Genomic DNA, 12,397 nt, shown 5'->3' with positions numbered 1-12,397 from the left:
GGGAACACAGTGTCCAACGAAGCGACTCCGGCCGTGACGCCCGGCACCGAGCCGGCCGCGGTGCCCTTCCGGCTCGGCCCCGAGCTCCGTGAGCGGGCCGCCGAGACGGCCCGCCGGTACGGCGTGGGGGAGCGGGCGGTCCTGCTCGCGGCCCTCGTCGCCACCCGCTACCGGCACGCCCGCCGGGAGAACGCGGAGGTTTCGCTCGCGCCCGGCGCCGAGCGGATCGTTCCGCTGACCGTCACCGGCGATGCGACCTTCGCCGAGTTGGCCGCCGCCGCCGAGAAGGGCCTCACCGGGGGCCCGGTCGCCGAGCCCGCCGACGCGGCGGCGGACGGCGGGACCGTCGAGCGTTTCGTCCTCCAGTACGGGGACGGTGCTCCGGCCGCCGCGGACGATCACGTCCACTGCGTCGTCGCGACCGTCGAACCGGACGTCACCGGTGCCCTGGCCTGCGGACGGCTGCCGTCCGGCTGCACCGCCGAGGAGTGGACCGCCCGCTTCCTGACCCTGCTCGACGACTCCGTCCGGCACCCGGAGGCCCGGGTCGACGAACTCGCTCTGCTGCCCGAGGACCGACGGACGGAGCTGGCCGCCGCCGCGAACAACGGCTTCGAGGTCTACCCCGAACTGCGCACGCTCCACGGGGCCTTCGAGGACACGGTCCACCGCCACCCCGAGGCCGTCGCCGTGGAGGCCGGCGGCGTCGCCACCACCTACGCAGAGCTGGACGGCCGGGCCAACCTGCTCGCCCGTACGCTCGCGCGGGCCGGAGTCGGCGCCGGGAGCCTGGTCGCCGTGTGCGTCGAGCGCTCCGCGGACCTCGTGGTGGCGCTGCTCGCGGTGCTCAAGCGCGGCGCCGCGTTCGTGCCGCTGGAGCCCTCGCTGCCCGCCGAACGGGTGGCCGTCATCACCGGTGACGCCCGGGTGGCCGCCGTGGTCGTCCAGGAGGGCCGCACCGAGCGCCTCGAAGGACTCGGCGTCCCGCTCGTCCCGGTCCCGGCCGAGGGCGCCGCGGCGGCCGCGCCCGGTGCGGAGGTCACGCTCGACCACGCCGCGTACGTCTACTACACCTCGGGCTCCACCGGCACACCCAAGGGCGCCGTCATCGACCACCGCTGCGCGGCCGGCCGTCTGGAGTGGCTGGGACGCCGCTACGGCCTGCGGCCCGGCGACCGCGTCATCCACAAGACGCCGCTCATCTTCGACGTGGCGATATGGGAGATCTTCGGCCCGCTGAGCGCCGGGGCCACCGTCCTCATGGCCGACCCGGGCGCCGAGTCCGACGTGGTGCACCTGAGCCGGCTGCTCTCCACCGAGCGCGTGGTCTTCGCGCACTTCGTGCCCTCGATGCTCAACGCCTACCTCAACCTCGCCCCCGAGGTGGAGTGCCCGGACCTGCGCTGGGTGCAGTTGTCCGGCGAGGCGGCCGGGACCCGGCTCCTCGACCGGTTCGCCGAGCGCTTCCCGGCCGAGCTGCACCACCTGTACGGGCAGACGGAGACCTCGGAGGTCGCGGGCTGGGAGGGCCGCGCCTACGACGGCGGGACCGGGCTCCCCATCGGCCGTCGGCTCGGCATCTACCGGCTTTTCGTGCTCGACGAGGCGCTGCGGCCGGTACCGCCCGGCGTCCCCGGCGAGCTGTGCGTCGCCGGTGTCGGCGGCCTGTCCAACGGCTACCTCGGCCGGCCGGGGCTGACCGCCGAGCGCTTTGTCCCGCACCCGTACCCGGTGCGGCCCGGCGAGCGCCTCTACCGGACCGGCGACCTCGTCACCGTCGACGGCGAGGGTGAGATCCAGTACCTCGGCCGGGTCGACAACCAGGTCAAGATCCGCGGCTGCCGCGTCGAGACCGGCGAGGTCGAGGCGGTCCTCACCGGCCACCCGGCCGTCCGCGAGTGCGCCGTCACCGTGTTCAAGGATGCGGACGGCGACAACCAGCTCGCCGCCCATGTCGCCGGCGAGGGGTGGGAGGCCGACGACGTCGCGGCCTTCGCCGAGGAGCGGCTGCCCGGCTTCATGCTCCCCGCCGTCTACGTCCGGCTCGACGCGCTGCCGTACACCCCCTCCGGCAAGCTCGACCGACTGCGGCTGCCCGCGCCCACCCAGGAGGACCTCCGGGCCAGGGCGGGCGGAGAGGCGCCGCTGACGCCGCTGGAGGAGCGGGTCGCCGAGCTGTGGCGGGAGGTGCTGGGCATCGAAGGGATCGGCCGTACCGACGTCTTCTTCGCCGTCGGCGGGAACTCGCTGAAGTCGCTCCAGCTCCTGAACCGGGTCAACGCCGCCTTCGGCGTGCAGGTCGCGGTCCGCGACTTCTTCGCCGAGCCGACCGTCGCGGGCGTGGCCGAGTCCGTCGAGAGAGCCCTGACCGCACTCGTCGCCGGGCTGTCCGACGAAGAGGCGGCTACGCTGCTCGCCAGACTCTGAGCCCGGTGGCGGGCGGCGGCACGACGGACCGGCACGGCCGGATGGGAGTGGTCTTGACCTCACAGGAAACCCGACAGGCGGCTGGTCCTGAGATCGGACACGACAACGGACCGGAGACGGGGATCCGGATCGAGGGCGCCGCGGAGAACAATCTCCGCGACGTGGACGTGACCCTCTGCGCCGGCATCACCGCCGTCGTGGGGGCGTCCGGGTCCGGCAAGTCCTCGCTCGTCTTCGACACCCTGCACCGGGAGGCCAGGCACCGCTTCCTGGCCACCCTCGCGGGCGCGCCGGCCACCGCCAGGGCGGCCCGCGTGCGGGCGGTCCACGGGCTGCGGCCCGCCGTCGCCGTCGGCCAGAACGTGCTCAACCGCAACCCCCGCTCCACGGTCGCCACCGCCGCCGGGGCCCACCCCTTCCTGCGGGTGCTCTACGCCCGCTTCGCCGTACTGCGCTGCCCGCGCTGCGCGGAGGTCACGGAGACGGTGCCGGCCGAGGAACAGCTGTCCCTGTTACGGACCGCCGCCTCGGCCGGGCCCGTCGAGGTGCTGGCCCCGCTCGTGCGGGGCGCCCTCGGGGGCCACACCCGGCTGCTCGCCGCGCTGCGCGAGCGTTTCGGGACCGAGGCGGTGGCCGTGGACGGCCGCCCCTGGAGCGGTCGCGCGCCGACGCCCGACGTGGCGCACACGATCACCGTCCGGGTCGGCGCGCTCGGCCCGGACGACGACGTACGGGCCGCCCGGCGGCTGCTCGACCGGGTCGCGGCGCTCGGCTCCGCCCAGGTCGAGCTCCGTACCGCGGCGGGCTCCCGGGTGCTGTCCCGGGCCCGGCTCTGCACCTCCTGCGGAGCGCCGCTGCCCCGGGTCCGACCGCAGGACTTCCGCGCCGAGGCCCCCGGCACCGAGGCGTACGAACTGGCCGGGCTGACCCTGTCCGGTCTGCTCGCGCTCGACGTGAGCCGGGCCCGGGAGGTGCTCGCCGGGGCCGTCCTGCCCCCGCACGCGGCCACCTCGCTGCGGCAGGTCCTGCGCCGCCTGGAGGCCCTCGAATCCCTGGGCCTCGGCTACCTCGCGCTCGACCGCTCCTCACCGACCCTGTCCCGGGGCGAGGCACAGCGACTGCGGATCGCCGTCCTCCTCGCCAACGACGTGGAGGACCTGCTCCACATCCTCGACGAGCCCACCATCGGCCTCGGCGCCGCCCAGGTCGCCCGGCTGATGACCGAGCTGGGCAGACTGGCGGGACCCGTCGTCCTGGTCGAGCACGACCGCACCGCTGTGGCGGCCGCCGACCGGGTCGTCGAGATCGGCCCGGCGGCCGGCTCCGGCGGCGGCCGGGTCGTCTTCGAGGGCACCCCCGCCGAGCTGTGGGCGGCGGACACCGTCTCCGGCCGCTGGTTCTCCGGCCGCGAACGCCTCACGCCGTCGAAGGCCGCGCCCGGCGCCGTACCCGCGCCCGGCGCCCCATGGCTCACCGTCAGGAACGCGCGCCACCACAACCTCACCGGTTTCGACTGCGCCGTCCCCACCGGCGCCCTCACCGTCGTGACCGGTCCCTCCGGAGCCGGCAAGAGCACCCTCGTCCGGGACGTCCTCGTCGCCTCCCTCGTCGCCGGGGAGGCTCGCGGCTGTGACGCCCTGGCGGGCGAGCCGCTCGTCCCGCTCACCGTCGACCAGTCACCCATCGGCGTCAACCCGCGCTCCAACCCCGCCACGTACACCGGACTCGCCGACCGGATCCGGGCGGTGCTCGCCGAGGCGACCGGACTGCCCGCGGGGACCTTCTCCTTCAACCGCTCCGAGGGCGCGTGCCCGGCCTGCGCCGGCATGGGCTCCGTCGAGGTGAAACTGCGCTTCCTGCCCTCCGAGTGGGTGCGCTGCGAGGCGTGCGGCGGCCGACGGTTCGGCGCCGAGGCCCTCGCCGTCCGAGCCCGGTTCCCGGACGGCAACACCTACTCCGTCGACGAGATCCACGACCTGAGCGTCCACGAGGCGCTGCCGCTCGTCGCCCACGACGCCCGCGCCCGCCGGATCATCCAGGCCCTCCTCGACGTCGGCCTCGGCTACCTGCGCCTCGGACAGCCCTCCCCGACCCTCTCCGGCGGCGAGGCCCAGCGCGTCAAACTCGCCAAACAGATCGCCGCCACCAAACCCGCCCAGCTCGTCTACCTCGACGAACCCAGCACCGGACTGCACCCGGCCGACGTGCCCAGGCTCGCCGCACTGCTGCGCCGCCTCACCGAGCGCGGCTGCACGGTCGTGGTGGTCGAGCACAACCAGGACATCGCCGCCATGGCCGACTGGACGCTCCGGCTCGGCCCGGGCAGCGGCCCCGACGGCGGACGGCTGCTGTACGCGGGACCGCCCGGGCAGCGCGAGCCCGACCCGGTGCGGCCCTCCGGCGCGGCCCGCCGCCCGCGCCGGACGCACACCGCCGTGGAGATCCGCGGAGCCCGCGCCAACAACCTCCGGGATGTCTCGGTCGACATCCCCAAGGGCGTGATGACCGCCGTCACCGGAGTCTCCGGCTCCGGCAAGTCCTCCCTCGTCCGGGACGTCCTGGAGGCGGAGGCCACCCGCCGCCTGCTGGAATCGCTCTCCCTGTACGAGCGCCAGTCGGTCCGGGAGGGACCCGAGTCCGGGGCCGCCTCGCTCACCGGGCTCGGCCCCACCCTCGTCGTCGGCGCCGACGGGCGGGCCCCCGGCCCGCGCAGCACCGTCGGCTCCACCACGGACCTCAGCCCGCACCTCGGCGTCCTCCTCGCCTACGCCGGGGCCCGCGTCTGCCCCGACTGCCGTGCGGAGCAGCGCCGTTCGGGCCACCGGCCGGGCAGCGCGTGGACCTGTGCGGGCTGCGGCCGTCCGGGCACGCCCGCCGAACCGGCCGACTTCTCGCCGCTGCGGTACGAGGCGGCCTGTCTGCGCTGCCACGGCATGGGCAGCGTCGCCGTCCCGCTCGTGGACCGGCTGGTCCACCGACCGGACCGGCCGCTCATGGACGGGGCCCTGTATTCGCCGGGCTTCTATCCGCGCTCGTACCTCTCCAAGCCCGCCAACGGCGGCTACTGGCAGCTGCTCGCGCTCGGCGAGCGGTACGGCTTCGACCCCGAGCGCACCCCCTGGCGGGACATGGGCGAGCGGGCTCGGGAGGCGTTCCTCTTCGGCGAGGAGGAGGTCACCCTCTCCCCGGAGGCCCGGGTCACCCCTTCGGCGACGGTCCTGTGGCGCGGGGTCTTCCGCATCATGGACGGCTGGGACGTGGGCGGCCTCTACACCGAGCGCGTGCCGTGCCCCGGGTGCGGCGGCGGACGGCTGCGGCCGGAGTTCCTGGACCAGCGGATCGCCGGGCTCAACCGGCACGATCTGCACCGTGAACCCGTCGCCGGGGTGCGGGAGGCGCTCGCCGGCCTCCGGCTCCCCGACGAGGCCCCCGGCTGGGCCGTCCGCTCACACTCGGTCGCCCTACGTCGGCTCGCCTTCCTCGGCCGGGTCGGTCTCGGGCACCTCCACCTCGACCGGATGGCCAACACCCTCTCGGCCGGGGAGCTCCAGCGGGTGCGGCTCACCGCCCTCCTCGGCGCCGAACTCACCGGTATGACCGTGCTCCTGGACGAGCCCTCCCGGGGACTGCACCCGCGAGAGGTGGACGTGCTGGCCACGGTCCTTGAGGAGCTCCGCGACCGGGGCAACACGGTGATCCTCGTCGACCACGACAGGCGGGTCGTCGAACGGGCCGACCACCGGATCGTGATGGGCCCCGGCGCCGGCCGGCGTGGCGGCACCGTCGTCGCCGCCGGCACGGCCGCCCGGATCCGGGAGAACCCCGAGGCCCGGGCGCTGCTCGACCACCCGCTGCCCGCCCGCGCCACCGGGCCGCGTGCCGAGCCCACCGGCTGGCTGACCGTCCGCAAGCCCACCGAGAACAACCTCGACGGCGAGGACGTCCGTATCCCGCTCGGAGTGCTCACCGGCCTCTGCGGGGTCTCGGGCTCCGGCAAGTCCACCCTGGCCATCGGGATCCTGGCGCGCGCCCTCGCCCCGAGGAAACTCACCACATCGGCCGCCGCCACCCCCGTGGCCCCCGGCGCGCACGAGGGCATCGACGGCGCCCCCAAGCAGGTCAGGCACACCGACCAGAGCGGCACCGGCATCACCTCGCCCGGTGCCTTCCTGAAGGTGCTCGGCCCCCTGCGGGAGCGGTACGCGGCCTCCGCCGAGGGCCGGGAGCGGGGGATCGGCGCGGCCGATCTCCAACCCCGGTGCGACGGCTGCAAGGGCAAGGGCAAGGTCGCCGAGGACATGGGCTTCATGCCGACCGTGCACCGGCCCTGCGACGCCTGCGGCGCCACCGGTCACCGGGCCGAGGTCCGCGAACTGGTGGTCCGTGGCCACAGCCTGCCCGCGCTCGAACGCCTCGGCCTCGAAGAGGTCCTCGACCTGTGGCAGGACGCGGAGGAGATCGCGGGACCGCTCCGCGGAGCGGTCGAACTCGGCCTCGGCTACCTGACGTTGGGTCAGGCACCCGGCGCGCTCTCCGGCGGCGAGCGGCAGCGGCTCAAGCTGGTCCGCGACATCACGGGGCCGGGCGGACGCCCGGCACTGTACATCCTCGACGAGCCGACCACCGGGCTGCACGACGCGGACGTCGAGCGGTTGGTGGGCGTGCTGGACGCGCTGGTGGCCCGGGGCCACGGCGTCCTCGTGGTCGATCACGACCCCCGGCTGCTGGCCTGCTGCGACTGGCTCGTCGAGTTCGGCCCCGGCGGCGGGCCCGGGGGCGGCCGGACCGTCGCCCAGGGCACCCCCGAGCAGCTCGCCGCGGGGGACACCCCGACGGCCCCCTATCTGCGTGAGGTGCTGTCATGACAACGGATTCCGCCTGGCTTCTGCTGTGCGACAGCTCCCCGGCACTGCGCTGCCGGGTGCTGTCCGAGCTGCTCGGCGTACCGGACGACGACCCCGAGCTCGCGGATCTGCTGCCGCGCAGGGCCGAGGACCCGGAGGTGCTCGCGCTCCTCGCGGCCGAGCCCGAGGGGCTCCAGGAGCTGAGCCTGCTGCTGTGCCGCCTCGGCGGGCTCGGCCTCGACCGCGCGCATCCGCGGGTGGAGGAGCTGGTCGAGCGGGTCTTCGCCCGCCAACAGGACGACGGCTCCTTCCCGTTGACGGAGTTCCGCACCGACGAGCGGTACGCGATGATCCCGCTCCAGGTCTCGGTCCCGCTGCGGGGTCTGGGCGCCGTCGGCGCTGCGACCGACCCGCGGGCGGAGCGGGCGTACGACTGGCTGCTCGCCCGGCGCACCCAGGACGGCTCCTGGCCGACCGGTCTGGTCGCCGGGCAGCCCGGCAGCGTCCCCGGCTACCGCAAGCTGCCGGGCTCGCCCGGGTGCCGGGCCAACACGGAGGCCGCGCTCGCCGCTCTCGTCCTCCACCCCGGCCGGGCCCGCTCCGAACCGGCCCGCCGCGCCGCCGACCTGCTGCTGCGGCGGGAGACCCGGGACGAGTGGGCGCTGGGTACCGAGATCGCCCGGCTGCGCGGCCGGGAGCGGGCCGCGGGCTTCATCTCCCTGCACTCCCGCTTCGACCTGGCCTTCGTCCTGGATCTGGTGTCCCGGACGGGGATCTCGGCCGCCGACGCCCGGGTGGCCGGCCTGGTGGGCTTCCTGGAGGGGCTGCGCGGTCCCGCCGGACTGTGGGAGCACCCCGCCCACCCGGAGCTGAGCCGCTGGCTCACCCTCGACCTGCTGACGAGCCTGGGCCGGCTCGACGGCGGGGACTGGGCGGGCGAGGGGCCCCGGCTGCGTTTCCGGCCGGACGACGTGCCCATGAAGCACCACTGACCCACGGCGTTCGACTGGAAATCTTGGCCAGTCGAATTGCCTCCGGGATCGGATAACTTCTTTCTTGTCCTCCAGAAAGTCTTCCGTTCCTGCTGTGGGGTGTGGACAGGTGGGTCAGCTCAGTGCCGGAAAAGCTCAACTTCTCGAAATGCTGCGCAGTCGAAAAACGGAAAGGGCTGCCGTCGAGATTCCGAAGGTGCAGTCGGGTGCCCGAGTTCCGCTCCTTCCCGCGCAGGCTCGTATCTGGTATTTCACCCGGCGATTTCCGGAGAGCGCGGAGTACAACCTCTTCGACGCCGTCACCCTCTCCGAGGCACCCGATCGGGATCTGCTGATCTCTGCCGTCCGCACGCTGACGGAGCGCCACGATGCGCTGCGGCTGCGGATCGTCGAGGTCGACGGCGAGCCGCTCCAGGAGGACTGCGGCCCGGTGGAGCCGCCGGTCGCCTGGTACGACCTGAGCGATCTCGACCAGGAGACCGCCGAGGCCCGGGCCGCGACCATCGTCAGCGAGGCGGCGGCGCGCCCGCTGCCCACCGACGAGGCGCCGCTCTTCCGGGTGCTGGCGCTGCTCCTGCCCGACCGGCGGGCCGTGCTCGCCCTGGGCTTCCACCACGTGATCATCGACCACTGGTCGGTCGGCCAGGTCATGGACGAGCTGCACCGACTGCTGTCGGGCGCCGAGCTGACGCCGGTCCAGGCGGTCGGCTACCTGGACTACGCGGCGGCCCGGGCCCGGAATCCGGACGAGGCCCACACGCAGCGGGAGCTGACGTACTGGAAGGGCCGGCTCGGCGGTGAACTGCCGGTGCTCGACGTGCCCAAGGACCGGCCCCGCCCCGCTCACGAGACCCGCAGCGGCGAGCTGGTCCGCTTCCAGGTCGAGGCCGGACCGGCCGAGCGGGTGCGCGGCTTCGCCGCCGCGGAGAACGTCTCGGTCTTCGTCGTCCTGCTCGCCGTCTACCAGACCCTGCTGTTCCGGCTCTCCGGCCAGAACGACATCGTCATCGGCTCGCCGCTCGCCGGCCGGGACGACGAGACCGCCGAGCGGATCGTCGGCTGCTTCGTGAAGCCGGTCGCGCTGCGCGGGGACCTGTCCGCCGCGCCGGACTTCCGCACCCTGGTGCAGCAGACCCAGCGGACCGTGCACGAGGCGCAGGACCACCAGACGGTGCCCTTCGAGCGGATCGTCGCCGAACTCGGCGTGGCCCGCACCCCGGGCGTCAACCCCGTCTTCCAGACCATCTTCGGCTTCGTGTCCGGCCTCGGCGTCGACAGCGTCTCCGACGACGGCTCGCCGGTCCAGTTCGACACCAAGTCCGCCCGCACCGACCTGACGGTCTCCCTCTCCGACGAGGGCGCGTCGCTGCGCGGGGTCATGGAGTACTCCTCCGATCTCTTCCACCGCTCGACGATCGAACGTTTCTCCCGGCTCTACCTGCACCTCCTCGACACCCTCATCGCCTCCCCAGGGACTTCCCCCGCCGAGGTCGAGCTGCTCTCCGAGGCCACCCGCACGCACGTCCTGCACAGCCTCAACACCTACGCGAAGCCGGACATCCCGTACCGGACGCTCGCCGAGCCCTTCGAGGAGCAGGCGCGGCGCACCCCCGACGCCCCCGCTCTCGTCGGCGACGAGGGCGAACTCAGCTACGCCGAGCTCAACGCGCGTGCCAACCGGCTCGCCCACCACCTGCGCGACCGGGGCGTGCGCCCCGGCGGCAAGGTCGCGGTCTGCATGGACCGGAGCTTCACCATGGTGATCGCGCTGTACGCGGTCGCCAAGGCCGGCGCCGCCTACGTGCCGATGGACCCCGATCTCCCCGACGGCCGCATGGACTTCATGCTCGCCGACACCGAACCCCAACTGGTCCTCGCCGACGAGCGGGGCGCGGCCCGGCTCCCCGAGGGCCCCTGGCCGGTACTCCGGCTCACCGGCGCCGAGCGGCCCTGGGAGGAGTGCCCGGACGGCGACCTCCCGATCGTCACCCCGCCGAACGCCCTCGCCTTCCTGCTGTACACCTCCGGCTCGACCGGCCGCCCCAAGGCCGTCGCCTACCCGGTGGACGGCGCCCTGGCCAACATCCTCTGGCTCCAGCGGGAATACCCCTTCGGCCCCGGCGACGCCAACATCCTCAAGACCTCGTACGGCTTCGACGTCTCCACCTGGGAGCTGTACTGGCCGCTCTACTACGGCGCCCGGCTCGTCGTCGCCCGCCCGGGCGGCCACCGCGACCCCGCCCACCTGGTCGAACTGACCGAGAAACACCAGGTCACCACCTTGTTCTTCGTCCCGACGATGATGGAGGTGTTCCTGGCGGAGGTGCCGCCCGGCGGCTGCCGATCGCTGCGCCGGGTCATCATCGGCGGCGAAGAGGTCAAGCCCCGACTGCGGGACGCCTTCCACTCCCGCTTCGACGCCGACTTCGTCAACTGCTGCGGCCCCACCGAGGCCGGCACCGTCGTCGAGGGCGTCATCCCCCGCGAGCCGGGCGTCCCCGTGCTGCCGCTCGGCCGGCCCTGCTCCAACTTCCGGGTCTACATCCTCGGCCCCGACCTCGAAGTCCTCCCGGTCGGCGTCCCCGGCGAGATGTACATCGGCGGCGAGACCGGCCTCGCCCACGGCTACCACAACCGGCCCGCCATGACGGCCGAGCGATTCCTTCCGGACCCCTTCGGCCCCGTCGGCGGGCGCATGTACCGCAGCGGCGACCTGTGCCGCTACCGCGAGGACGGCGTCATCGAGCACCTCGGCCGTATCGATCGCCAGGTCAAGGTCCGCGGTCTGCGCATCGAGCTCTCCGAGATCGAGGCGGTTCTCCGCGACCACCCCGACGTACGGGCCTGCGCGGCGCTCGCCCCGAGCGGCTTCGACGGGCGCATCGCGGCCTTCGTGGTCGCCGAGCCGGGCCATGAGCCCGTCCCGCGGGAGCTGGAGCGGCACGCCCGCCACCAGTTGCCCACCCATATGGTCCCGGCGGCGATCGTGCCCGTCGACCACATCCCGTACAACATCAACGGCAAGATCGACGACAAGGCGCTCGTCGCCCTCCTGGGCAGCGCGGCCGCGGGCGGCTCGACGGAGATCGTCGAACCCGAGGGCGAGAGGGAGACCCGGCTCGCCGCGGTCTTCCGCGAGGTCCTCGGCCTCGACCGGCTCAGCGTCACCGACAGCTTCTTCACGCTCGGCGGGCACTCACTGCTGGTCTTCAAGCTCACCGCGGCCTGCGCCCGCGAGCTGGGCGTCCGGCCCACCGTGGGCGACGTGTTCGCCGCGCCCTCGGTCCGCGAACTGGCCACCCGCCTCGAATCGGCCGCCGACGGCGAAGGCGCGGACGACGTCCTCGTCCCGCTCGTCACCCCCCGGGGCAGGCCGCTCGTACTCCTCGTACACGGCGCCGGCGGCTCGGTCCTGCCCTTCCACGCGGTCGCCCGGGAGCTCGACGCCGTGTACGACGTGTACGGCCTCCAGTCCGCGGGCGCCGACGGAACCACCGGAGCCGGCGCGGGCGCCGAGCCCGCCGAGTCCATCGAGGCCATGGCCGCCCGCTACGTCGAGGCCGTCGACGCCGTCCGCGGCACCCGCCCCGTCTACCTGGCCGGCTGGTCCGTCGGCGGCTGCGTCGCCCTGGAGATGGCACGGCTGTGGCAGAGCCGCGAGGTCGAACTCGTCGGCGTCGCCCTGCTCGACAGCTGGCTGCCGCCCGCCGCCGTGCCCGACCCGACCGACGCCGCCGAGGCCCGCGCCGCGTTCGCGGCCATGGACCTCGTGGACGGCGAGGGCGACCTCACCGCCCGCCTGGCCGGCCTCACCGAGGTCGCCGCGCACATCCCCGCCCTGATGGAACGGCACCGCACGGCCTTCCTCCGCTACGCCCCCGAGCCCTACCGGGGCGAGGTCCGGCTGCTGCGGGCCGCCGAACCCTACCCCGACCCCCGAGTCGAATTCCCCGGGATTCTGCGCGGGGAGGACCACGGATGGCGGGAGAAGATCTCCGGGATATCCACCCGCGAGATCCCCGGAAACCATTTCAGCCTCATCTCCGAGGAGAATTCGGCACATCTCGCCGGAGCCCTCCACGAAATCATCGACGAGCTGCTCTCGTTCGGTGAAATCTAGGAATCTGGAGTACT

At 74.0% G+C, this 12,397-nt stretch carries 4 protein-coding genes; all 4 read left to right on the top strand.

Going from position 1 to position 12,397, the window contains the following annotated elements:
• Window positions 1-9 precede the first annotated feature (9 nt).
• The 4 genes from ACFY6S_RS19085 to ACFY6S_RS19070 all read left to right on the top strand — a co-directional run bounded on the left by ACFY6S_RS19085 (window position 10) and on the right by ACFY6S_RS19070 (window position 12,383).
• Window positions 10-2,427 carry an amino acid adenylation domain-containing protein gene (locus ACFY6S_RS19085; RefSeq protein ID WP_388818878.1) on the top strand — a complete coding sequence of 806 codons (2,418 nt, stop codon included), beginning with the start codon at window positions 10-12 and terminating at the stop codon, window positions 2,425-2,427.
• A 53-nt stretch (window positions 2,428-2,480) separates the two neighbouring features.
• Window positions 2,481-7,292, top strand: a complete 4,812-nt coding sequence (locus ACFY6S_RS19080) for a hypothetical protein (protein WP_388818875.1) — start codon at window positions 2,481-2,483, stop codon at window positions 7,290-7,292.
• A complete protein-coding gene (locus ACFY6S_RS19075) occupies window positions 7,289-8,263 on the top strand; it encodes a hypothetical protein (RefSeq protein ID WP_388818873.1) in 975 nt (324 codons plus the stop codon). Before ACFY6S_RS19080 ends, ACFY6S_RS19075 begins: the two co-directional genes overlap by 4 nt.
• Window positions 8,264-8,459: 196 nt before the next feature.
• Window positions 8,460-12,383, top strand: a complete 3,924-nt coding sequence (locus ACFY6S_RS19070; RefSeq protein ID WP_388818870.1) for an amino acid adenylation domain-containing protein — start codon at window positions 8,460-8,462, stop codon at window positions 12,381-12,383.
• Window positions 12,384-12,397: the final 14 nt, after the last annotated feature.

It is taken from the genome of Streptomyces sp. NPDC012835, assembly GCF_042900885.1.
In the GTDB taxonomy this organism is placed as follows: Bacteria; Actinomycetota; Actinomycetes; order Streptomycetales; family Streptomycetaceae; genus Streptomyces.
The sequence above is the reverse complement of the archived record's forward strand: the minus strand, read 5'-3'. Positions and strand labels throughout refer to the sequence as shown.